Source organism: Frigoribacterium sp. ME-P-080, assembly GCF_030209595.1.
GTDB lineage: Bacteria > Actinomycetota > Actinomycetes > Actinomycetales > Microbacteriaceae > Frigoribacterium.
The window spans coordinates 393796-416400 of the sequence record NZ_JARVRR010000003.1; the positions used below are offsets into that span (position 1 = coordinate 393796).

Below are 22605 nucleotides of genomic sequence, written 5' to 3' on the forward strand. Positions count from 1 at the left end.
CGAGTGAAGTCCCCCGCGTCCCGCGCTCCGTCACTCGCCGTCCGCACCACGCGAATCGACCACGTCAGCCCGTTGCTCGACGTCGTCGACCGGGCGCGTCCGCTGGTCTTCGTCCGCGGCGGGGCGGGCATGGCGGGCGTCGGCGAGGCCCTCCGTCTCGAGTTCTCCGGGCCCGACCGCATGACCGAGGCCGCCGACGCCTGGCGTGCCGTGGCGGCCGCCGCCACGGTGCACGACGAGGTCGGCGTGCCCGGTACCGGGTTGGTCGCGTTCGGCTCGTTCGCGTTCGACGACGAGTCCGCCGAGACGAGCGTGCTGATCGTCCCGAGCATCGTCATCGGACGGCGCGACGGGGTCGCCTGGATCACGAGGGTGGACGACGCCGAGCTGCCCGCGGGGAAGCCGGTCGGCGCCTCCGTCCGCCTCTCGCTGGCCGACGGCGCCCTCGACGCCGGCGGCTACGCGACGGCCGTGGCCCGGGCCGTCGACGCCATCGGCGCCGGTCGGGTCAGCAAGGTCGTGCTCGCACGCGACCTCGTGGGCACGTTGCCCCCCGAGGCCGACCTGCGCCTCGTCGCCGCCACCCTGCTCACCGCGTACCCCGACTGCTACGCCTTCGCCGTCGACGGACTGATCGGGGCCAGCCCCGAGACGCTCGTCAAGTCCGAACGGGGCGAGGTGTCGGCCCGGGTCCTCGCCGGAAGCGCGGCCCGTGGCGTCGACGCGGCCACCGACGAGCAGGCCGCCCTCGCCCTGGCGACGTCTCCGAAGGACCTCGACGAACACGCCTTCGCCCTGCGCAGCCTGTTGCTGTCGCTCGGACCGCACGCCCGGGACGTCGTGACGGGCGAACAGCCCTTCACCCTGCGCCTCCCCAACCTCTGGCACCTGGCCAGCGACGTGCGGGGCCGCCTGACCGACGGGTCGAGCTCGCTCGACCTCATCGCCTCGCTGCACCCGACGGCGGCCGTCGCCGGCACCCCGACGCAGGAGGCGCTGGCCCTGATCCGAGAACTCGAACCGTTCGACCGTGGTCGCTACGCGGGGCCCGTCGGCTGGGTCGGTGCCGACGGCGACGGCGAGTGGGCCATCGCCCTCCGGTGTGCCCAGGTCGACCGGGACGGCTCGGTGCGGGCGTTCGCGGGGGCCGGCGTCGTCGCCGAGTCCGTGCCCGAGAGGGAGGTGGCCGAGACGGCAATGAAGTTCCGCCCCGTGGTCGACGCCTTCAGCCGATGACCGCGCCCGCCCCCGCGACGACGTGGTCGCGTCCGGTCGCCCTCGTCGTGGCGGCCGCGTTCTTCATGGAGAACCTCGACGCCACCATCCTGTCGACGGCGACCGCCACGATCGCGACCGACTTCGGCGTCCAGCCCGCGCAGCTCGGACTCGCCGTGACCGGCTACCTCGTCGCCGTGGCGGCGTTCATCCCGCTGGGCGCCTGGCTCGCCGAACGCTGGGGCGCCCGCCGCGTGTTCCTCGCGGCCGTCGTGCTCTTCGTCCTCGCCTCGGTCGCCTGTGCCGCGAGCACCGACCTGGTCGCCCTCACGACCTCCCGGGTCGTGCAGGGCTTCGCGGGCAGCATGATGGTGCCGATCGGCCGACTGATCGTCCTCCGCAGCACCGAGAAGTCCGAGCTGATCCGGGCGATCGCCTACCTCACCTGGCCCGCGCTCGTGGCTCCGGTCGTCGCGCCGCTGCTCGGAGGACTGCTCACCGAGCACCTCGGCTGGCAGTGGGTGTTCCTGGTCAACGTCCCGGTCGGCCTCGCGCTGCTCGCGGTCGCCTGGAGGGTCGTCCCCTCCCCCGAGGTCGGTGACCGTCAGCCTCTCGACCTGGTCGGTCTGGTGCTCGTGGCGGGATCGATCGTGGCACTGGTGCTGGCGTTCGAGCTGCTCGGCGAGCCCACGACGCTCGTGCCGGGCGTGCTGCTGGCCGTCCTGGCGGTGGTGCTCGGCCTCGTGGCCGTGCGGTGGTTCCGTCGTGCGGCGCACCCGTTGCTCGACCTCACGGCCTTCCGCATCGGGTCGTTCCGCGTGACGAACCTCAGCGGATCGCTCTACCGGGCCGTCGTGAACGGCATCCCCTTCGTCGTCCCGCTGCTGCTGCAGGACGGTTTCGGCTGGTCGCCGGTCGAGGCGGGACTCATGCTCATGTGGGTGTTCGTCGGCAACCTGGCCGTCAAACCGTTCACGACGCCGCTGCTGAAGCGCTTCCGCGTGGTGCCGATCATCGTCGTCGCGACGGTGGCCCTCGCGGCGACCTTCGTCGGGGCCGCGCTGGTCGGCCCCGACACCTCGCCGGTCGTCGTGGCGGGGGTGCTGCTGCTCAGCGGCGTCTTCCGGTCCGTCGGCTTCACGGCCTACAACACGCTGCAGTTCGCCGACGTCCCGGCCGAGATGATCGGGCCCGCCAACGCCATCGCGTCCATCACGAGCCAACTCGCCGTGGGGCTCGGCGTCGCCGCGACGGCGCTGGCCGTCCGCGTGGCCGACCTCGCGATCTCGACCGACGGCCCGGCACCCGCGGCGTCCGGGTACCAGGCCGCGTTGATCGTGCTGGCCGTGCTGGCCCTGCTCAGCCTGATCGAGGGGCTGCGGCTGCCCAAGGGGACCGGCGACGCGTTGCGGAGCCGCGCCTCCTGACGTCCGGTCAGCGACCGCAGACGGCCAGCGGGACCTCGTTGGCGGCCCCCAGCACCGCCGGTCCCCCGACGAGGACGACCTCGAAGACGCGGGCGTCGAGCACGGCTCGCTCCGTCGCCGGCGGGACACAGTCTCGCTCGCTCAGGACGAGCGAGGCACCTTCGCGGGCGGCGACCGCACCCGCGACCAGCGCATCGGCGAATCCCCGTCCGCTCGCCACGAAGATCGTCTCGGAGTCACCACCGACGAGTGCGGCGGCCGTCTCGTAGCGATCGACTCCGGCGCGACGCTCGGTGACGAGAAAGGGCTCCTGCTCGACGAGACTGGCTTCGTACGCCCGGGAGATGCTCGCCGTCCCGCCGACGAGGATGGCCCGGGCCCTGCCCAGCTCGACCATCAGGGCCCTCGTCGGAGCGTCGGCGGCCGACTGAGCACCTCGGACGAGGACGACCGGGGCGTCGTCCCGATGAGCGGCAGGACCTGCGGCCAGGGCATCCGGGAACGCCTCACCCGTGGCGAGGTAGATCCTCTCGCCGGTCGACGAGCCGAGGAACGAGTGACGCGCCACCAGGCGCGAGGTCTCGTAGCGGTCCGCTCCACCGAGCCTCGTGATCGCCGGTTGCCACGAGGCCAGCTGCTCGTAGACCTGGGCGGAGACCGCGGCCGGCCCACCCACGACCACGATGCGCTCGGGGGCGAGGCGCTCGATGACCGCCACGGTGGCTGCGGGGAGGGCATCCCGGTCGGTCATCGCGAGGGCCCCGCCCTCGTGGGCTGCCGCAGGGCCCGCGCTGAGCGCGTCCGGGAAGTTCAGCCCGTTCGCGACGTAGAGGACGGGGACCCGAGGCGTGGCACCGTTCGTGGAAGGAAAGCCCCAGGGCGACGACAGGACCGCTGCTCCGGTGCCGAACCGGTCGTCCCCGGCCACTCGTGTCGTCGTGAAGGTCCGTTCGGTGAGGACGACGTCGAGACCGGTGATCTTTTGTCCGGGACCGATGACGATGTCCTCGGCATCGGCGAACCGCCGACCCGCCGGCCAGTACAGGTCGTCGTGGACCCTCGATGACTGCGAGGACCCGTCTCCGAAGCTCAGGCGATAGGTGCCCGGGCGCAGGAGGGGGAACTCCCAGCGACCGTCCTCGCTCGCCGTGGACTCGGAGCCCTCGTCCTTGTAACCACCGGTGGTGGGGTTCTTCCACCAGATCGTCACGCGGGCGTACGGCAGCGGCACCGTCCTCCCGTCGACGACCGCCGACACCTGGCCCGACAGGAGCTGGGACAGGATGAGCGGGAGATCGCCGACCGAGGCCGCCGACCCGTCGGCGGGAACGTCCACCCAGAATCGAGGGGACCCATAACGGTACGGACCGGGATACGGCGCTTCGAGCGTGACGTACCACCGGCCCGGCGTGACTCCGGTGAACGCGAAGGTCCCGTCGGGCCGACGCTCGAGCGAGGGGACCGGGACCTCGTCCGGGGTGGTCCCGGGTGAGACGGCCGTCAACCGACCGGCGGACGACGGCACCATCGAACCGTCGGCCGTCTGGGCCGTGACCCGACCGGTGATGCTCCCGATCGGCGTCGTGCCGAGCGGGGCGGCGCCGGCCGGGGCGACGACGAGCCAGGACGCGACGACGGCGACGACGAGAGCGAGGGAGAAGACCACCGCGGTAGGACCGCCACGGAGGGGCGAGATGACGAGCATGAGGCATTGTCAGGGACCGGGGGACCCGTGAGCAACACGCGTACCCCGAACCGTACCGTTCGACGCCCGGCGATCGCCGGAGGCACCTGAGCGGACGCGTCCGACCCGAGCGGACTGTCCCCCGCTACGACGTCGCGAGCTTCGTCTTCTCGAGCTCGACGTCGAACTGCGCGACGGGCCAGTCGAGCCCGCGCGACGCGAGGGCGTCGATCAGCAGCTTCTGGACGGCGACCCGGGCGTACCACTTGCGATCGGCCGGCACGACGAACCACGGGGCGGTCCCGGTCGACGTGCGACGGATCGCCGTCTCGTAGGCGTCTTGGTAGTCGTTCCAGACGAGACGCTCCTCGAGGTCACCCGGGTTGTACTTCCAGTGCTTGTCGGGGCGGTCGAGTCGGTCCGCGAGGCGTTCCTTCTGCTCGTCGGACGAGATGTGCAGCATCACCTTGACCAGCGTGGTGCCGTTCGCGACGAGCTCGTCCTCGAACTCGACGATGTCGGCGTACCGCTGTTCGATGTCCTCGGGCGGCGCGAGGCGGCGTACCTTGCCGATCAGCACGTCCTCGTAGTGCGAGCGGTCGAAGACCCCGATCATGCCGGGGCCGGGCAACTCGCGCCGCACCCGCCACAGGAAGTCGTGCGCGAGCTCGTCGGGCGTCGGCGACTTGAAGGCATGGTGCGCGACGCCCTGGGGGTCGACGGCGCCCACGACGTGCCGGACGATGCCGCCCTTGCCGGCGGTGTCCATCGCCTGCAGGACCAACAGCACGTTGCCGGTGCTGCCCCCGCTCCGGCTCTGCGCGAACATCTTCTCCTGGAGCTCGCTCAGGGTCTCGCGACCCGACTCGAGCGCCTGTTGTGCATACGCCTTGTCACCCGCGAAGCCCGGGGTGGACGAGGTGTCGACGTCGGCGAGCACGAAGCCCTCACCGGCTCGGAGGGACTGGGAGGGCGGGGTCGTCCACGTCTTGGCCATGCCCTCGACCCTACGACCGAGCGACCCGATCCGCCCTGCCGTGACGCGGACGCTCAGCGGGAGAGGGGCACCTCGATCAGCACCGGCCCGTCGTACCGGGCGACGAGGGCCTGGTCGAGCTCCGCCCGCGTGGCCGCCTCGACGTACTGCCAGCCGTAGGCCACGGCGAGTGCCGAGAGGTCGACCTCGTGCGGGGTGAACTGCACACGGGTCATCGCCTCGGGCGACGCGGTGGCCGCGACCTCGAGCCCGTCGAAGATGGTGCCGCCGCCGTCGTTGCCGACGACCACCTGCAACCGGGGCCTGGTCTCGCCGAGGCCGAGGAGCATCGAACCGACGTCGTGCAGCAAGGTCAGGTCGCCGACGAGCACCCGGGTGGTGCCGGCTGCGGGGTCGTCACGCTGGCTGGCGAGGGCGATGCCGGTGGCCGTGGCGATCGTGCCGTCGATGCCGGCCAGCCCACGGTTGGCGTGCACGGGGATCTTCTTGCCCGGCACGATCTGGTCGAGTTCGCGGATGAGCCTCGACGCACCCAACACGAGGCGGTCGTGTGGCCAGCTGACGCGCCACAGAGCCTCGGCGAGGGCGCGGCGCGTCACCGGCCGCCGCAGCAGCTGCACCTCGCGACGCAGGAACTCGGCCTGTTCGGCCGCCTCGGTGCGACCGGCCGAGCCCTCGGCCGTCCCGTCGGCCCCGGGACCGTCGGCCGCGTCCTCGGACTCGGCCTCGGCCTCGGCCTCGGCCTCGAGCAGGCGACGACCCGTGTGGACCCAGCGCCCGACCCACGTGCGATGAGCGGCGTCGTCGGTCGAACCGACCCCCGAGGAGGCGCGGTCCACCTCGACGGCCTCGACCACGCGCGCGGAGCGACCCGGGTCGTAGGCTTCGGCCCCCGCCGCACGGACGACCACGACCTCGACCCCGTCACGGGTGAGCAGCGAGGGGATCTGACGGCTGAGGGTCGGGTGCCCGAAGACCACCACCCGACGGACGCGGCCGCCGAAGTCGGCGTCGTCGAGCAGGGCACGGTACGACGAGACGAGGTGCGGCCCGAAACGGGCCCCGCTCGAGACCTCGGCCACGAGCGGGGCACCCAGTGCCCGGGCAGCGGCCTCGGCCTCGGGGCCGGCGGCGTGCCCGGCGACGACGAGGGTCGCGGGGTCGACGTCGACCTCGAGCGCGGATGGTGCCACGGGCGGCGCGACCTCGACCGGCGCGGGGTGGGCGGCGGGCAGCGACTGCTCGCCCGACGACAGGGGCTCGCGGAACGCGACGTTGAGCTGGACCGGGCCGCGCGAACGCCCGAGGGCACCGTGGGAGTCGCCGCCGAGGGCCTCGGCGACGGCCTCGCGCGCGAGCGTGCGGACGGCCTCGTGGTCGACCGGACCGGAGCGGGGAGCCTCGACGTCGCGCACCCACCCGACGGCGCTCGCGAAGAGACCCGGTTGCACCGTCGTCTGGTTCGAGCCGATCCCGCGCATCTCGGAGGGACGGTCGGCGCTCACGACGATCATGGGCACACCCGAGTGGTGCGCCTCGAGCACGGCGGGGTGGAGGTTCGCCACGGCGGTGCCCGACGTGGTGATCACGACGCTTGGGACGCCCGTCTCGGCGGCGAGACCCAACGCCAGGAATCCGCCCGAACGCTCGTCGATGCGCACGTGGACCGACAACCGACCGGCGATCTCGAACTCGGCGGCCGCGAGGGCCAGGGCCTGGCTTCGGGACCCAGGGCTGAGCACCACGTCGCGGACACCCGCGTCGGCGAGGGACGCGAGCAGCGACAGGGCGTACTCGGTCGACGGACTGGTCACTTACTGCTTGCCGGTCTTGTCGTCGTTGTCGAGGTCGAGCAGCTCTTGCTCGAGGCGACGGATGCGCTCGTCGGTCGTCTCGCGGTCGAGGTCGCTCGTCGTGCGCCAGGACGTCCCCGAGAACTCGGGGTCGTCGTCGGGTGCGATGGTGCGCGTCGCGGCGGGGCGGCCGCTCTTGCGCGCCCGCCCGAGCACGAACCACAGCACCGCGCCGATGACGGGGAGGAGGACGATGATGACGGCCCAGAGGGGCTTGTTGAGGGCCCGGAACCGTGAGGCGTCGGCGAACAGGCAGTCGATGAGCGCGAAGATGACGAATGCCGCCGCGGCGACGATGCCCACGATGAAGAGCCTGACCATGGACCGAGCCTAGTTCTCGATCCGGTGCAACGCCTGATGGTCGGTCGGCCGTTGCGGAGCTGTGACGTACGGCGCGAGGCGGTGCCGCACCGCGCCTCCTCGGCCCGTCGGATCGCGGCCGCACGGCCCGTCCGCCGCGGGGCGGGCGCACACCTCACGGACCGTAGACTCCTCGTCGTGAAACCCTGGCTCAAGTACTCGATCGTCCGCCTCGGCCTGTTCGCGGTCGTGCTGGGCCTGCTGCTGGTGCTGAGGTTCGACCCCTTCTGGGCCACGCTGATCGCGGCGGTCGTCGGCTTCTGCGTCTCGTACCTGTTCTTCGCGCCGCTGCGCCGGAAGGTCGCGCTCGACCTCGCCGACCGCCGGTCGCGCCCGGCCAAGCTCGACGACGACTCCGTCGCCGAGGACGAGGCCATCGCCGAGGACGACGGCGAGCGCGCACGCCGCATCGACGGCCAGGCCTGACCGCCCCCGGGCCGCGAGCCCGGGCCGCGAGCCCGGGCCGGACCCTAGAAGAAGAGCGCGGCCGACAAGGCGAGAGCCCAGACCAGGGCCGTCAACGACGACAGCTGCAGGGCGAGGATCAGCTCACGGGGCGTCTTGCCCGTGACGCCGATCACCGCGGCGGGCACCGCGACGATGAGCGTGAAGTAGACGTAGGGCGCGTGCAGGTACAGGAACGCGAAGTACACGAGGATGAAGAACGGCAGCAGCAGGAACAGCGCGTAGAGGGCGCGCGCCACCGGGTCGCCGACGACGACCGCGAGGGTGCGCTTGCCGGCGGCGGTGTCTTGCGGGATGTCGCGCACGTTGTTGATCATCAGGACCGCGCAGGCGAACAGCCCGGCGGCGACCCCCGCCACCCAGGCGTCGAACGGGAACTCGCGCAGCTGTACGAAGGTCGTGCCCACGGTCGCGACGAGCCCGAAGAACACGAAGACGAAGAGCTCGCCCAGGGCGTTGTAGCCGTAGGGCCGTTTGCCGCCGGTGTAGAACCAGGCGGCCACGACCGCGGCGGCGCCGACCGCGAGCAGCCACCAGATCTGGGTGATGACGACGACGACGACACCGGCGACGGCCGCGAGGGCGAAGAACGCCAGCGCCACCTTCAGCACGGTCTTCGGACGGACGCTGCCCGAGCCGGTCAGTCGCGAGGGCCCCACCCGGAAGTCGTCGGTGCCGCGGATGCCGTCCGAGTAGTCGTTCGAGTAGTTGACGCCGATCTGCAGGAACACCGCGACGGCGAGGCAGAGAAGCGCCAGGGTGAGGTCCCAGCCACCGTTCGCCCGGGCGACGCCGGTGCCGAGGGCGACCGGGGCGATGCCCAGCGGCAGGGTGCGCAGGCGGGCACCGCCGATCCAGTCGCCGGCCGTCACGCGACGGACCGGCTGCTTGCCGGGCCGCCCGCCCGGTCGGCCACCGGGGCGGCCGTTGCGCTTGGGGGTCGAGGTCTTCGTCTTCGCCACGTGGTCGAGTCTAGTTCGCAGCCGGCTATCAGCTTGCCGCGAGGCCGGCGACCAGGCGGGTCAGCGCCACCCGGTCTGGCTTGCCGCTCGCGAGCACGGGCACCGCGTCGACCCTGACGATGCGATCGGGTGCCGCGGCTCGACCGGCGGCGGCGGCCACCGCGGATCGCAGGGCCGCCAGGTCGTCGGCGGCCGACGGCGCAGGAGGCGCGGTGTCGGTGACCACGACGGGCACCTCGCCCCACCGGGCGTGTGCCGCGCGGACGACCACGGCGTCGGCGAGCCCCGGCTGCTCGCGCACGACCTGCTCGACGACGCCGAGCGACACCTTCTCGCCACCCGAGACGATCACGTCGTCGAGCCGGCCGCTCACGGTCAGCACCCCGCCGGGCGACACCGTTCCGGCGTCGCCCGTGCGGTACCACCGCAGGCCGTCGCGCGTGACGAAGGCCGCAGCCGTGCGCTCGGGGTCGTCGAGGTACCCCTCGGCCAGCGACGGCCCGCTCAGCTCGACCTGGCCGTCGACGACCTCGACGCGGGTGCGGCCCACCGGCACGCCGTCGTACACGCACCCGCCACTGGTCTCGCTCGACCCGTAGGTGCGCACGACGGTCACCCCGAGCCGACGGGCCCGTTCGACGAGGGGGCCGGGAGTCGCCTGCCCGCCCACCAGGAGGGCGTCGAAGCGGCGCAGCACGTCGGCCACGCCGGCGTCCTCGTCGGCGGCGTCCAGCGCCGTCGAGAGCTGCGCGGGGACGAGCGACGAGTACCGCACGGGGTGCTCGAGCCGACCGGCGGCGGCGACGAAGCCGGCGACGTCGAAGTGGCCGGGCGTCAGCAGGGCCGGCTCGGTGCCCGAGGCGAGCGAGCGGACGAGCACGTTCAGCCCGGCGACGTAGTGCGCCGGCAGGGCGAGCACCCACTGCCCGGGCCCGGCCAGGGTACCGTCGGCCGCGGCGGCACCGGCGAGCACCGCGTCGGAGGACAGGGCCACGCGCTTCGGGCGTCCGCTCGAGCCGCTGGTCTCGACGACCAGCGACACCGCCTGCGGCACGAGTCCCGGGAGGTCGGCGGGCACACGGTCGTCCGCCCGGGGCGCCACCGCGGGACCCCCCTCGAGCGCGACCCGGAGGGCGTCGAGCACCGCACCGGGCTCACGTGCGTCGACCGCCCGCAGGGTGCGCGTCATCAGTACTGCCAGGGGAAGGGCGACCAGTCGGGAGCACGCTTCTCGAGGAACGAGTCGCGTCCTTCGACGGCCTCGTCGGTGCCGTAGGCGAGGCGGGTCGCCTCGCCCGCGAAGACCTGCTGACCGACGATGCCGTCGTCGGTCGCGTTGAAGGCGAACTTGAGCATGCGGATGGCGGTCGGCGACTTCGTCAGGATGGTGCGCGCCATGGCGAGCGCCTCGCGTTCGAGGTCGACGTGTGGCACGACCCGGTTGACGGCACCCATCTCGTGGGCACGGTCGGCGCTGTACTCCTCTGCCAGGAAGAACACCTCGCGAGCGAACTTCTGCCCGATCTGCTTGGCGAAGTAGGCGCTGCCGTAGCCCGCGTCGAACGACCCCACGTCGGCGTCCGTCTGCTTGAACCGACCGTGTTCGCGACTGGCGATCGTCAGGTCGCAGACGACGTGCAACGAGTGGCCGCCACCGGCCGCCCAACCGGGCACCACGGCGATGACGACCTTGGGCATGAACCGGATGAGCCGCTGCACCTCGAGGATGTGCAGCCGCCCCGCCGACGCCGGGTCGGGCACGTTCGCCTGGTCGCCCTCTGCTTTGTAGCCGTCACGACCGCGGATGCGCTGGTCGCCACCGCTGCAGAACGCCCAGCCCCCGTCCTTCGCGCTGGGACCGTTGCCGGTCAGCAGGACGACCCCGATGCGGCTGTTCATGCGGGCGTCGTCGAGCACCCGGTAGAGCTCGTCGACCGTGTGCGGCCGGAACGCGTTGCGCACCTCGGGGCGGTCGAAGGCCACGCGGGCCACCCGCCCGTCGAGGCTGTGGTGGTAGGTGACGTCGGTCAGGGCGTCGAACCCCTCGACCCCCCGCCACTCGGTCGGATCGAACAGGTCGGACACCTCGGAAGCCATGTCGCCAGCCTAGCGACGGGGTCCGACCTCGCCGCCTGGCGGGGTCAGACCGTCGAGACGAACCTCGAGATCAGCCAGACGAGGACGAACGGGTTCGACAGCGAGCTGAGGACGACCGCGGCCACCCCCCACCACCGGCCGCGGCGCAGGACGGCGGCCATCAGACCGATCACCCCGACGACGACGGAGGCCAACAGGGTGACCAACGCGAGGACGGCGGCCGGGCTCACGGCGTCCGCGGCCAGGAGTCCCAGGGCCACACCGTCGAGGGCGAGCAGCACGACGGCCAGGACGAACGTGACGACGCCGAGGCGTCGGCTGCGCGGAGGGTCGACCACGTCGTGACCGGGACCGTCGAAGACCCGGAGGCCGTCGGCCTCGGACGAGGCGCGACCGAGTCCGCCGCGCCCCGGGTCGGAGGGATCGTCGGGTGAGGGCTCCGGTCGTCGGACGGGCTCGGGTTCGCGGTCGACCATGACGCACGACCTTACCGGGGTCCCCGGTGCGACACTGGGCGGATGCCGACCGTCGACCGCGCACCGTCCACGACTCCCCCGCTGCCTCCCCTGGCCGACCTGGTCGAGGGTGCCCACGTCGTCCGTCTCCCCCTCCGCACCCGGTTCCGGGGACTCGACGCACGCGAGGCCCTGGTGGTCGAAGGCCCGTCGGGCTGGACCGAGTTCAGCCCCTTCGTCGAGTACGGACCGGCAGAGGCGGCCGCCTGGCTCGCGGCCACGATCGACTTCGGCTGGGGTCGGCTCCCCGAGGGGGGCGCCCGCCGGGTGGCGGTCAACGCGACCCTGCCGGCCGTCGCCGCCGACCGGGTGCCCGACGTGCTCGCCCGATACCGCGGCTGCCGGACGGTCAAGGTCAAGGTCGCCGAGCGCGGTCAGACCCTCGCGGACGACATCGCCCGCGTCGCCGCAGCCCGCGACTGGGTCGGCCCCGAGGGGCGCGTCCGCGTCGACGCCAACGGAGGATGGTCCGTCGAGTCGGCCGAGGAGGCGCTGGTCGGGATGGCACCGTACGCCCTGGAGTACGCCGAACAGCCCTGCGCCACGGTGCCCGAGCTCGCCGAGCTGCGACGCCGCGTCTCGGGGACGGGCGTGCTCGTCGCCGCCGACGAGAGCGTCCGCAAGGCCGACGACCCGCTGGCCGTGGCCCGGGCCGGGGCCGCGGACCTCCTCGTGATCAAGGCCCAACCGCTCGGCGGCGTCACCGCCGCACTGCGCATCGTCGCGGCGGCCGGGCTGCCCGTCGTCGTGTCGAGCGCCCTCGACACGTCGGTCGGGCTCAGCATGGGGGCGCACCTCGCCGCCGCCGTGCCCGGGCTCCGCCACGACTGCGGGCTCGGCACGGCCGCCCTGCTCGGGGCCGACGTCACGCGTGATCCCCTGCTGCCCGTCGACGGGGAGATCGACGTGCGACGGGTCGAGGTCGACGTCGACCTGCTCCGCCGCCACGCGGTGGACGACGACCGACGCGAGGTGTGGCTGGAGCGGCTGCGCGCCTCCTACGCCGTGCTCGCGGGCTGACGCCCCGTCGCACGCGGCGCCGGGCGACGCCACGGCGTCGGTGCGTCAGAGACCGGAGTACGCGTGGAGGCCCTTGAAGAAGACGTTGACGACCGAGAAGTTGAACATGACCGCGGCGAAGCCGATGATCGACAACCACGACGACCGGGCCCCGCGCCACCCACGGGTCGCCCGCGCGTGGATGTACCCGGCGTAGAGCACCCAGATGATGAAGGTCCAGACCTCTTTGGTGTCCCAGCCCCAGTAGCGGCCCCACGCCCGCTCGGCCCAGATGGCGCCGGCGATGAGGGTGAAGGTCCAGAGGACGAAGCCGACGAGGGCGATGCGGTAGGCCAGGTCTTCGAGGCGCTCGGCGCCCGGGAGGGTGTCGAGGAAGCGCAGGCCGGCGAGCTTGGACTGCTCACGCTTCGTCTGCACGAGCTGGGCGACCGAGAGCCCGGCGGCGATGGCGAAGAACGCCGTGCCGAGGATGGCCACGAAGACGTGGATCACCAGCCAGGCGGACTGGAGCGCCGGTGGCAGCGGCGAGACCGCCACGTAGTAGTTGACGGTGCCGATCGCGAGCAGCACCAGGTTGAGGCCCATGACGTACGCGCCGAGGAACCGCAGGTTGACCACCAGCTGGACGGCCAGGTAGACCCCGACGATGATCGCGGTGCCGGTCAGCGAGAACTCGAACATGTTCGCCCACGGCACGCGACCGGCGGCCAGTCCACGCAGGACGACCGAGGAGACGTGGACGACGAACCCCAGGAGCATCATGGCGATGGCGACGCGCTCGAAGCTCGAGGCCTTGGCGGACCCACCGGCGGCGGGGACCGCCCCGCCCGCTCCGCCCGACGGCCGGTCGAGGACGACGGTGCTGCCGCCCGACGACGAGCGCGAGACGGTGGTGGTCGCGAGGGCCTCGGCCTTGGCCGCACGGGCCGCCGCCTGCTGGGCGTCACCGGACCGCTTCGCCAGGTCGAGGGCGAAGGCCACGAACGAGATCGTGTAGATGGCCATCGCCGAGTACACGGCGACGAGCGAGTAGTAGGCGAGGTCGGCGGTCACCATCAGATCTTACGTCCGCGTCCCCCGGCGGCGGGGCCGGGTTTCTCGACGTCGTGACGGGCCGGGTCGTCGGCGACCTCGCGCGCGACGTCGGCCGGGACGCCCAGGCCGCCCAGGTGCGCCTTGGCGATGTCGCCGACGGCGCGTCCGAGCGTGGGGTCCTCGCCGCGGGCGAGCCCGGCGTACTCGAGCCGGACGCCGTCGCCGGTCTCGGTGGCCTTGACCCAGACCCGACGGCGCGGCACGAACAACGCGGTCAGCAGACCGGCGAACGAGAGCCCCGCGAACAACAGCACCCAGACCTGCGAGGGGTCGTGGTGGATGTCGAACGAGGCGAACCGCTTCACCCCGTCGAAGGTGATCGTGCCGAGACCGTCGGGGATCGTCGCCGTCTCGCCCGGGGTCAGCTGGACCGCTTTCTCTTGCGCGTCGTCGTCGGTGCCGGCCAGCGGGGTCAGACCATCCGTGTCGAGCGTGTAGACGGACGTCGGCACCCCGGCGTCCAGCCCGAGGTCGCCCGAGTAGACGTTCAGGCTGAGCACGGGGTTCGTGGTGTCCGGGTCGGTGGACGTCAGGGCCCCCGTGCCGTTGTCCGCCGCCGTGGGGTAGAAGAACCCGATCATGCCGAGCTGCCGGGGCAGCGCGTCGGGCACTTTGATGACGCCGAGCGAGGTGAGGTTGGTGTCCTGCGGCAGGAACGGGACCGTGTCCCGGAACGCGACGTTGCCCTCGCCGTCGCGCACCGTCACGTCGACCGCGTAGCCGTTGCCCAGCAGGTAGACGTTCGAACCGCCGATCGACAGGGGCGAGTTGACCTTGATCTGCGTCTTCTCGGCGTCGCCACCCCGCGCCTGCGCGGTGACGTCGGCGGTGAAGTCGGTGGCCATGCCGGCCGCGCCCGCGGTGTCGGGCGCGTACTCGGTCGAGAACCGGTCGAGCGCGATCGAGAAAGGCGACAGCTGTGCCTCGTCGAACCAGCGGCCCGGGTTGAACGAGTCGTAGGAGCCGAGCACGTTCGAGAAGGTCTGACCCTCGACGACCACGCGCTGGCCCGAGTAACCGAAGCCGCCGCCGACGCCGACGGTCAGGAGGACCCCGACGAGCGCCGAGTGGAACACCAGGTTGCCGGTCTCGCGCAGGTAGCCGCGTTCGGCACTGACCGAGTCGCCGAAGACCTGCGTGCGGTAGCCGGAGCGCTTCAGCTGGGCCCGGGCCGCGTCGACGGCACGGGCGGCCGTGATCGAGGCCTCACCCGCGCCTCCTGCGGTCTCGAGCGTGATCGACCGGTACCCGGCCAGGCGCGACAACCGCGCGGGGGTCTTCGGGGGTCGAGCTCGCAACGCCTCGAAGTGGTGCCGGGTGCGCGGGATGATGCAGCCGATCAGCGAGATGAAGAGCAGCAGGTAGACGGCCGAGAACCAGGGCGACGAGTAGGTGTCGAAGACGCCGAGCTTGTCGAGCACCGGGAACAGGTCGGGATGGTCGGTGCGGTACTGGACCACGCCGTTGGGGTCGGAGGTGCGCTGCGGCACGAGCGAACCGGGGATCGCCGCGACGGCGAGCAGCATGAGCAGGAAGAGCGCGGTCTTCATGCTGGTCAGCTGTCGCCAGAAGAAGCGCAGGTAGCCGACGGGGCCGAGCTTCGGCTGCGTGATGCCCGCACCGTCGGAGGCCGCCGGTCGGACCGAGTCGATGTGGTCGCTCGGGCGCAACGGGTCGCCGCCGACGTCGGTGGCGTCCGCGTCGGTCAACCCGGTGTCGCTCCGCCCGGTGTCGGTCCCGGCGGCCACCGAGGAGGCGCGGGTCGCGTCGCCCCCGTCGCGGTCAGACGATCGTGCCATAGGTCGCGATCACCGCCCCGACGTGTGACATGAGGCTGGACCAGAGGCCCGTGACCATGAGCAGACCGATGAGCACGAGCAGTGACCCTCCGACGATGTTGACGACGCGGATGTGCCGCTTGACGAACGAGATGGATCGTGACGCCCAGCCGAAGCCGAGCGCGACGAGCAGGAACGGGACCCCGAGGCCGATGCAGTAGAAGGCCCCGAGCAGGACGCCCTGCCAGGCCGAGCCCGAGCCCAGGGCGAGCACCTGCACGGCGGCCAGGGTGGGTCCGATGCAGGGGGTCCACCCGATGCCGAAGACGATGCCGAGCAGGGGCGCCCCGGCGAGACCCGTCTTCGGGAGGAACCCGGGCTTGAGGGTGCGTTGCAAGAACGTGAACTGCCCGATGAAGACGAGACCGAGCAGGATCACCACGACGCCCATGACCCGGGTGACGACGTCGCGCCACTGGATCAACCAGAACCCCGCCGAGGCGAAGGCGAGCGAGGTGCCGACGAAGACGACCGAGAAGCCGAGGATGAACAGGACGACGCCGAGGACGAGCCGGCGGCGGTCGCGGCGCCGGGCCCTCGCCTCGGTCGCCCCCGTCGTCAGACCGCCGACGTAACCGAGGTACCCCGGCACGAGCGGCAGCACGCACGGCGACAGGAACGAGATGAGCCCCGCCAGCAGGGCCACCGGCAGGCCGACCGCGAGCTGACCGCCCACGACCGCGTCGAAGAAGGGATTGCCCTGGTACACCTAGGACGTCTCGGCGAGGGTGTCGGAGATCAGGGTGTCGAGGATGCCGGGCCCGTCGAGACCGCCCAGGATGCGCGCCGCGATGCGGCCCTGCTTGTCGAGGACGATCGTGGTCGGCACGGCGTTGGGCGCGATCGTGCCGGCGAGGGCGAGCTGGACCGCGCCGTCGTTGGCGTCGACGACCGACGGGTAGGTGACGTCGAAGGTGCGGGCGAAGGCCAGGGAGGTGTCGGCCTGGTCGCGCACGTTGACGCCGAGGAACTCGACGCCCTTGTCGGCGTAGGACTGGTTGAGCTTCTCCAGCTCCGGTGCTTCGAGACGGCAGGGCGGGCACGCCGCGTACCAGAAGTTGAGGACGACGACCTCGCCCTCGTGGTCGCTCCTCGAGACGGTCTCGCCGGCGTCCGTCTCGGCCGTGAACGCGACCGGGTCGGTGCGGTCCTCGGGCGCGATCTCGGTCACGGTGCCGTTGCCCGAGATGTAGTTCTCGGTGGTGCCGTTGCCGTACTGCTTCGCGAGGTCGTCGGCGGTGGACGAGCACCCCGTGGCGACGACGCCCAGGACTGCGGCGAGCGCGAGGCCCCGGACCACGAGTCGGGCTCGGGTCGGACGGATGGTCTTCTGGCTCACACTGCTCCCAGGTCGACGGCGGACTGGTTCAAGTGTGCAGCGGGTTCCTGGTAGCCGACCTCGACGAAGCCCCCCTCGCGGCGTTCGAGCGTCGTGATGCTCGAGAGGGTGCAGCGGCGGCGGCGCGGGTCGTGGAACAGGCGGGCGCCCGTCACGCTCCGGTGGACCATCCAGATGGGCAGCTGGTGGCTGACGAGCACGACGTCGCCCTCGTCGACGCTCGACCAGGCCCCGTCGACCGCCGAGAGCATGCGGGCGGCGATGCTCACGTAGGCCTCGCCCCAGCTCGGCTTCAGGGGGTTGACGATCCAGGGCCACTCGGCCGGCACCTTGAGCTGTTTCGCGATGGTGAAGTCGCTGCGACGACCCTCGTACTTGTTGCTCGGCTCGATCAGCCGCTCGTCGACCTGCGTCTCGAGCCCGAAGGCCGACGACCACGGCGCCGCGCTCTCGCGGGTGCGCTGGAGCGGTGAGGCCACGACGGCACGGACCGGGACGCCCTGCTCGTGGAAGGCGTCGGCCGAGGCGGCCGCCATCCGGTGGCCGAGGTCGCTCAGGCCGAACCCGTCGAGGCGGCCGTAGAGCACGTGCTCGGGGTTGTGCACCTCACCGTGCCGGACGAGGTGGATCTGCTGCGCGGGCATGCGGACGAGTCTAGGTCGGGACCGCCTGCACACCTCCCACACGGGAAGCCCCAAGCTCGCCGTGGTCCGGCGGGGCCGTCCGGCGGGTCGCGCGAGGCGGTGACTGTAAACTCGGGCCTCGTGATCGAACGCACCCTCATCAAAGACCTGTCCGCGCTGCCCGACGGACCCGTGACCGTGACCGGCTGGGTCGAGACGGTGCGCGACCAGAAGAAGGTGCAGTTCGTCGTCCTCCGCGACGAGACGGGCGCCCTTCAACTGGTCCGCCCCCGTACCGCGGCCGACGTGCTCGAGGCCGCTGGCGAGACCGACGACGTCGCCGACGCGATCTCGTCGCTGTCGCAGGGCAGCTTCGTCACCGTCACGGGCGAGCTCAAGCACGACGAGCGCGTCAAGCTCGGCGGCATCGAGGTCAAGGTCGAGACGCTCGTCATCGACTCGCTGGCCGACCCCGAGACCCCCATCGCCGCCGACAGCGGCATCGACAAGCGCCTCGACTGGCGCTTCCTCGACCTGCGCGTCCCCCGCAACGCCCTGATCTTCCGCGTGCAGACGACCTTCGAGCACGCCCTGCGCACCTGGTGGATCGAGCGTGACTACGTCGAGATCCACACCCCGAAGCTCATGGCGACCCCGAGCGAGTCGAACGCCGAGCTGTTCAAGGTCGACTACTTCGACGGTGTCGCCTACCTGGCGCAGAGCCCCCAGTTCTTCAAGCAGATGGCCCAGTCGGCCGGCTTCGGCAAGATCTTCGAGATCGCTCCGGTGTTCCGGGCCGACCCGTCGTTCACGTCGCGTCACGCGACCGAGTTCACGGGGGTCGACGCCGAGATCAGCTACGTCGAGAGCCACGAGGACGTCATGCAGATGCAGGAGCAGCTGCTGGCCTTCGCGTTCCAGGCCGTGGCCGACAAGCACGGCGCCGAGATCAAGGAGCTCTTCGACGTCGACGTCGTGGTGCCGACCGTGCCGTTCCCCCGCATCCCCTTGGCCGAGGCCAAGCGCATCGTGGCCGAGCGCGGCTACGAGGTGCCCCGTGCGGACGCCGACATGGACCCCGAGGGCGAGCGCCGCATCGCCGAGTACGTCGCGGAGGAGTTCGGACACGACTTCGTGTACCTGACGGACTACGACGCCTCGATCCGCCCGTTCTATCACATGCGTCATGACGACGACCCGCAGCTCACCAAGAGCTACGACCTCATCTACCGCGGCACCGAGATCACCACGGGTGCGCAGCGCGAGCACCGCATCGAGGTGCTCGAGCAGCAGATCCGCGAGAAGGGCATGAAGCCCGAAGAGCTCTCGAGCTACCTCGACTTCTTCCGCTACGGCGCCCCGTCGCACGGCGGCTTCGGCATGGGCCTCGCCCGGGTGCTGATGCTCATGCTGAACCAGGCCAACCTGCGTGAGGTGACCTTCCTCTTCCGCGGCCCCACGCGCCTCCAGCCGTAGCTCCTCACCACGGATCACAGGAGCCCCGACGAGAGCGTCTCGTCGGGGCTTCTCGTCGTCGTGCGCCGTCGGCCGTCCTCAGCGGACGGCCGCGCGGAGCGCCGTCCGCAGGCGCTCGGGCTCGACCCGCCAGATGGTGTGCACGCGACCGTCGATCAGGACGACCGGGATCTCTTCCGCGTACTCGGCGGTGAGCTCGGCGTCGTCGAGGATGTTCTTCTCGTCGACGACCATGCCGGCATCGACGAACTCGGCTTCGGCCACCACGCCGTGCACCGCGGAACGGGCGTCGTCGCACAGGTGGCAGCCCGGCTTGGTCAGGAGGGTGATTCGCGGTTCGGCCATGCCCTCAAGGGTAGCGAGGGCCGGATGGCGCCCGGGCACGACGAAGGCCCCCGGCGACCGGTGGTCGGCGGGGGCCTTCGCGTCGAGCGACTACTTCTTGTTGCGACGCTGGTGACGAGTCTTGCGAAGCAGCTTGCGGTGCTTCTTCTTCGCCATGCGCTTGCGACGCTTCTTGATGACAGAACCCATAGAGGACCTCACTGATTTCTGGATTGGACCGACCGGGTCCGAAACAGAACCGCGGAAAAATGCCTCGGGTCAGTCTACTAGGACGGCCCGAGAAAGTCGAAGTGGGCCTACCCGACGTCGGCGATGCCGATTCGCAGCACGGCCGCGACGGCCGATTCCGGCACGCGGAAGGACCGCCCGAAGCGGATCGCCGGCAGCTCGCCCGAGTGGACCATGCGGTAGACCGTCATCTTCGACACGCGCATCATGTCGGCCACCTCGGCGACCGTGAGGAACCGCACATCCGACAGATCCTGCGACATGACCCTGCCTCGTCTCGGGCCCCGGCCGGGGCTGTGGAGCAGACGGGTGTTCCCCATGTGCCTGGGGGCAACTCTAGGGGCGCGTGTGACTCGGTGTAAAGGCGCCCGGGCCGCTACTGGCCGGTGCGTCCCCACCGCTTGCGGACGGGGTCGATGACGCGCTCGTCCAGGGCCCCGAGCGCGCTCTGGGCGTCGTGCAGGGCCGAGGAGGCGCGGTGCTGGGCCCCGGCCGCGTAGCGACCCAGCGTGCTCCCGACGTCCTCGGCGTCGGGCAGGTTCTCGGCCGCCCGCCGGAGCGGGGCGGGGACGGAGGCCCCGGCCCAGGCGGCGAAGGGCGTGCTGGCCAACGCCTCGGAGGTCAGCGAGTCGGCACTGACGAACGGGATCAACCAGTCCTCGACCACCTCGAGCGGCCCGGACTCGAGCGAGTAGTACCGGTGCTGCCCTTCTTCGCGGACGCGCACCAGACCGGCCTCGCGCAGCACCCGGAGGTGCTTCGAGACGGTCGGCTGGCTGACGCCGAGGGACGTGACCATCTCACCCACGCTGATGTCGGCATTGGCGGAGTCGGTCGACAGCGAGGCGTCGAGCAGCACCTTCAGGAGGTCTCGGCGGGTGGCGTCGGCGATCACGGCGAAGATGTCCGGCATGCGACCAGCGTAGTGACCCGGGATAGCATGACCGTCGTGACTCGCGCCCCCGTCGCCGGTCGACGCCGCCCCTCGGACCCCGGCCGCTCGCCCTGGCGCAGACTCAGCGACGCGATCGACGACATCGGTCGCAAGTCGCCCGCGCGCTTCGCCATCCTGATCTTCACCGGCCTCATCGTCGTCTTCACCCTGCTGTTCTCGCTGCCGATCGCCTCGGCCGACCGGACGATCACCCCGCTGGCCGACTCCGTGTTCACGGCCGTCTCGGTCATCTGCGTGACCGGCCTCGCGACGGTCGACATGGCCACCCACTGGTCCCTGTTCGGCCACGTCGTCATCTTCGTCGGCGTGCAGATCGGGGCGATCGGCGTGCTCACGCTCGCGTCGATCATGGGCCTCGTCGTCTCGCGCAAGCTCGGCCTCCGCGCCCGGCTGATGGCCGCCGGCGACCAGAACCCGCTGCGGGTGCACGCCGGCCCGGTGCCCGAGGGGCAGGCCGTGCGACTCGGCGAGATCGGTGGCCTGCTGACGACGGTGGCCCTCAGCTCGTTCGTGATCCAGCTCGTCATCGCGGTGCTGATGATCCCCCGCATGCTGATCGACGGCATCCCCGTCGGCGACGCGGTGCTCGACAGCTTCTACTACTCGGCGATGGCCTTCACGAACACCGGGTTCACGCCCAATGCCGAGGGTCTGGCCGCGTTCGAGAACGACTACTGGTTCCTCAGCCTGATCATGGTCGGGGTCTTCCTCGGCAGCATCGGGTTCCCGGTGATCTACGCCTTGGCCCGGAACCCCCGCAACCCCCGGCGCTGGTCCGTCCACGTCAAGCTGACCCTGCTGACGACGGCGATCCTCATCGTGTTCGGCATGGTGCTCTACATCGTCCTCGAGTTCGACAACCCGAAGACGTTCGGCGGCATCGCGGCCGGCCCGACGGTGTTCCAGTCCCTGTTCCTCAGCATGATGACGAGGTCGGGCGGTTTCTCGACCATCCAGATCTCCGACCTGAACGGTTCGTCGCTCCTCGTCACCGACATGCTGATGTTCATCGGCGGCGGCTCGGCGTCGACCGCCGGTGGCATCAAGGTCACGACGCTCGCGGTGCTGTTCCTGGCGGCCTTCGCGGAGGCGCGCGGCCAGCGGTCGATGGAGGCCTTCGGCCGCCGCATCCCCAGCGACGTCCTGCGCCTGGCCGTCAGCGTCGTCCTCTGGGGCGCGACGATCGTCGCCGTGTCGAGCATCCTGATCATGCACATCACGAAGGAGCCCCTCGACCACGTGCTGTTCGAGTCCATCTCGGCGTTCGCCACCTCGGGGCTCAGCACCGGCCTGACCGACCGCCTCCCGGACTCGGCGAAGTACATCCTGGCGGTCACGATGTGGATGGGCCGCGTTGGTACAGTGACACTCTCCGTCGCCCTGGCCGCCAGCCAACGACGCCAGCTGTTCACCCGAGCCGAGGAGCGACCGATCGTTGGTTGACAAGATCAAGCACGACGCCCCGGTGCTCGTCATCGGCCTCGGACGTTTCGGCGCCGCGACCGCCGGACAGCTCGAACGGCAGGACCGTGACGTGCTCGCGGTCGACACCGACGCCGGGCTCGTGCAGAAGTGGGCCGACCGCGTGACGCACGCGGTGCAGGCCGACGCCCGGAGCATCGACGCCCTCAAGCAGATCGGCGCGCAGGACTTCTCGATCGCGGTCGTCGCCGTCGGCTCGTCCATCGAGGCCAGCGTGCTCATCACGGCCAACCTGGTCGACCTGAAGGTGCCGCAGATCTGGGCGAAGGCGATCAGCCAGTCGCACGGCAAGATCCTCGCCCGCATCGGTGCCAACCACGTCATCTACCCCGAGCGCGAGGCCGGCGAGCGCGTCGCGCACCTCGTCTCGGGCCGGATGCTCGACTACATCGAGTTCGACGACGCCTTCGCGATCGTCAAGATGTATCCGCCGAAGCCCGTCCGCGGTGCCTCGTTGGCCGCGTCGAACATCCGCAAGAAGTACGGCATCACGATCGTCGGCGTCAAGAGCCCCGGTGGGGCGTTCGTCGAGGCGACCCCCGAGACGGTCATCAGCAACCACGACCTGATCATCGTGTCGGGCGACAGCCGCGCCATCGAGCGCTTCGCCGCCCTCGAGGGCTGATCGC

The 22605-nt window shown here is 71.4% G+C and carries 24 protein-coding genes; 7 read left to right on the top strand and 17 right to left on the bottom strand.

The window, feature by feature from the left end:
* Window positions 1-3: 3 nt before the first annotated feature.
* Window positions 4-1236, top strand: a complete 1233-nt coding sequence (locus tag QRN23_RS07000) for an isochorismate synthase (RefSeq protein WP_123570527.1) — start codon at window positions 4-6, stop codon at window positions 1234-1236.
* On the top strand, window positions 1233-2642 hold the full coding sequence (locus QRN23_RS07005) for an MFS transporter (protein WP_159826074.1): 1410 nt from the start codon (window positions 1233-1235) through the stop codon (window positions 2640-2642). Before QRN23_RS07000 ends, QRN23_RS07005 begins: the two co-directional genes overlap by 4 nt.
* Window positions 2643-2649: 7 nt before the next feature.
* On the opposite strand, the gene QRN23_RS07010 is transcribed toward QRN23_RS07005, so the two are convergent.
* From QRN23_RS07010 to QRN23_RS07025, 4 genes are all read right to left on the bottom strand, one after another.
* Window positions 2650-4347: a cell wall-binding repeat-containing protein gene (locus tag QRN23_RS07010; RefSeq protein WP_285063019.1), complete on the bottom strand. Its 1698-nt coding sequence runs from the start codon at window positions 4345-4347 to the stop codon at window positions 2650-2652.
* Between the two features lie 124 nt (window positions 4348-4471).
* Window positions 4472-5323: a PPK2 family polyphosphate kinase gene (locus tag QRN23_RS07015; protein WP_056046567.1), complete on the bottom strand. Its 852-nt coding sequence runs from the start codon at window positions 5321-5323 to the stop codon at window positions 4472-4474.
* A gap of 53 nt (window positions 5324-5376) precedes the next feature.
* Window positions 5377-7137 (bottom strand): 2-succinyl-5-enolpyruvyl-6-hydroxy-3-cyclohexene-1-carboxylic-acid synthase, encoded by a 1761-nt coding sequence (menD, locus tag QRN23_RS07020; protein ID WP_285063021.1) that lies wholly within the window; start codon window positions 7135-7137, stop codon window positions 5377-5379.
* A complete protein-coding gene (locus tag QRN23_RS07025) occupies window positions 7138-7497 on the bottom strand; it encodes a PLD nuclease N-terminal domain-containing protein (protein WP_056046571.1) in 360 nt (119 codons plus the stop codon).
* Window positions 7498-7674: 177 nt separating this feature from the next.
* Between QRN23_RS07025 and QRN23_RS07030 the strand changes: the two genes are divergently transcribed.
* Window positions 7675-7962 (top strand): DUF4229 domain-containing protein, encoded by a 288-nt coding sequence (locus QRN23_RS07030; protein WP_056047790.1) that lies wholly within the window; start codon window positions 7675-7677, stop codon window positions 7960-7962.
* Window positions 7963-8006: 44 nt separating this feature from the next.
* Here the strand turns inward: QRN23_RS07030 and QRN23_RS07035 are convergent, their stop codons facing one another.
* From QRN23_RS07035 to QRN23_RS07050, 4 genes are read right to left on the bottom strand one after another with little or no spacing between them, the layout of a single operon-like run.
* Window positions 8007-8963: a 1,4-dihydroxy-2-naphthoate polyprenyltransferase gene (locus QRN23_RS07035; protein WP_159826068.1), complete on the bottom strand. Its 957-nt coding sequence runs from the start codon at window positions 8961-8963 to the stop codon at window positions 8007-8009.
* 28 nt (window positions 8964-8991) lie between these two features.
* The gene (locus QRN23_RS07040) at window positions 8992-10152 is read right to left on the bottom strand and encodes an AMP-binding protein (protein WP_285063023.1); all 1161 of its coding nucleotides are present in this window, start codon (window positions 10150-10152) and stop codon (window positions 8992-8994) included.
* The gene (locus QRN23_RS07045; RefSeq protein WP_056046577.1) at window positions 10152-11060 is read right to left on the bottom strand and encodes a 1,4-dihydroxy-2-naphthoyl-CoA synthase; all 909 of its coding nucleotides are present in this window, start codon (window positions 11058-11060) and stop codon (window positions 10152-10154) included. The genes QRN23_RS07040 and QRN23_RS07045 overlap by 1 nt, the downstream gene beginning before the upstream one ends.
* Before the next feature lie 44 nt (window positions 11061-11104).
* Window positions 11105-11536 carry a hypothetical protein gene (locus QRN23_RS07050; protein ID WP_277960082.1) on the bottom strand — a complete coding sequence of 144 codons (432 nt, stop codon included), beginning with the start codon at window positions 11534-11536 and terminating at the stop codon, window positions 11105-11107.
* A gap of 42 nt (window positions 11537-11578) precedes the next feature.
* Here QRN23_RS07050 and QRN23_RS07055 point away from each other — a divergent pair, with 42 nt between their 5' ends.
* Window positions 11579-12595 (top strand): o-succinylbenzoate synthase, encoded by a 1017-nt coding sequence (locus QRN23_RS07055; protein ID WP_056046582.1) that lies wholly within the window; start codon window positions 11579-11581, stop codon window positions 12593-12595.
* A 45-nt stretch (window positions 12596-12640) separates the two neighbouring features.
* Here QRN23_RS07055 and ccsB read toward each other — a convergent pair whose 3' ends face one another.
* The 5 genes from ccsB to QRN23_RS07080 are packed head-to-tail and all read right to left on the bottom strand — an operon-like array spanning window position 12641 to window position 17511.
* Entirely contained in the window at window positions 12641-13651 is a 1011-nt protein-coding gene (ccsB, locus tag QRN23_RS07060) for a c-type cytochrome biogenesis protein CcsB (RefSeq protein WP_285063024.1), read from the bottom strand.
* Window positions 13651-15489: a cytochrome c biogenesis protein ResB gene (gene resB, locus QRN23_RS07065; protein WP_159826060.1), complete on the bottom strand. Its 1839-nt coding sequence runs from the start codon at window positions 15487-15489 to the stop codon at window positions 13651-13653. The genes ccsB and resB overlap by 1 nt, the downstream gene beginning before the upstream one ends.
* The gene (locus QRN23_RS07070) at window positions 15473-16237 is read right to left on the bottom strand and encodes a cytochrome c biogenesis CcdA family protein (RefSeq protein WP_056046586.1); all 765 of its coding nucleotides are present in this window, start codon (window positions 16235-16237) and stop codon (window positions 15473-15475) included. The genes resB and QRN23_RS07070 overlap by 17 nt, the downstream gene beginning before the upstream one ends.
* Window positions 16238-16867: a TlpA disulfide reductase family protein gene (locus QRN23_RS07075; RefSeq protein WP_056046589.1), complete on the bottom strand. Its 630-nt coding sequence runs from the start codon at window positions 16865-16867 to the stop codon at window positions 16238-16240.
* Window positions 16864-17511, bottom strand: a complete 648-nt coding sequence (locus QRN23_RS07080; protein WP_285063026.1) for a histidine phosphatase family protein — start codon at window positions 17509-17511, stop codon at window positions 16864-16866. The genes QRN23_RS07075 and QRN23_RS07080 overlap by 4 nt, the downstream gene beginning before the upstream one ends.
* Before the next feature lie 120 nt (window positions 17512-17631).
* On the opposite strand from QRN23_RS07080, the gene aspS reads away from it, so the two are divergent.
* Window positions 17632-18966: an aspartate--tRNA(Asn) ligase gene (aspS, locus tag QRN23_RS07085; RefSeq protein WP_056046595.1), complete on the top strand. Its 1335-nt coding sequence runs from the start codon at window positions 17632-17634 to the stop codon at window positions 18964-18966.
* A gap of 78 nt (window positions 18967-19044) precedes the next feature.
* Here the strand turns inward: aspS and QRN23_RS07090 are convergent, their stop codons facing one another.
* From QRN23_RS07090 to QRN23_RS15470, 4 genes are all read right to left on the bottom strand, one after another.
* Complete coding sequence (locus tag QRN23_RS07090) at window positions 19045-19311, bottom strand: glutaredoxin family protein (protein ID WP_056046597.1); 267 nt, start codon at window positions 19309-19311, stop codon at window positions 19045-19047.
* A 90-nt stretch (window positions 19312-19401) separates the two neighbouring features.
* A complete protein-coding gene (locus QRN23_RS07095; protein WP_003792170.1) occupies window positions 19402-19500 on the bottom strand; it encodes a 30S ribosomal protein bS22 in 99 nt (32 codons plus the stop codon).
* Window positions 19501-19607: 107 nt separating this feature from the next.
* Entirely contained in the window at window positions 19608-19802 is a 195-nt protein-coding gene (locus QRN23_RS07100) for a helix-turn-helix domain-containing protein (protein WP_043593002.1), read from the bottom strand.
* Between the two features lie 113 nt (window positions 19803-19915).
* Window positions 19916-20452, bottom strand: a complete 537-nt coding sequence (locus QRN23_RS15470; RefSeq protein WP_082460318.1) for an ArsR/SmtB family transcription factor — start codon at window positions 20450-20452, stop codon at window positions 19916-19918.
* Between the two features lie 27 nt (window positions 20453-20479).
* On the opposite strand from QRN23_RS15470, the gene QRN23_RS07110 reads away from it, so the two are divergent.
* Both QRN23_RS07110 and QRN23_RS07115 read left to right on the top strand, forming a co-directional pair.
* Window positions 20480-21937: a TrkH family potassium uptake protein gene (locus QRN23_RS07110; protein ID WP_502874812.1), complete on the top strand. Its 1458-nt coding sequence runs from the start codon at window positions 20480-20482 to the stop codon at window positions 21935-21937.
* A complete protein-coding gene (locus QRN23_RS07115) occupies window positions 21930-22601 on the top strand; it encodes a potassium channel family protein (RefSeq protein ID WP_043593005.1) in 672 nt (223 codons plus the stop codon). Before QRN23_RS07110 ends, QRN23_RS07115 begins: the two co-directional genes overlap by 8 nt.
* Window positions 22602-22605: the final 4 nt, after the last annotated feature.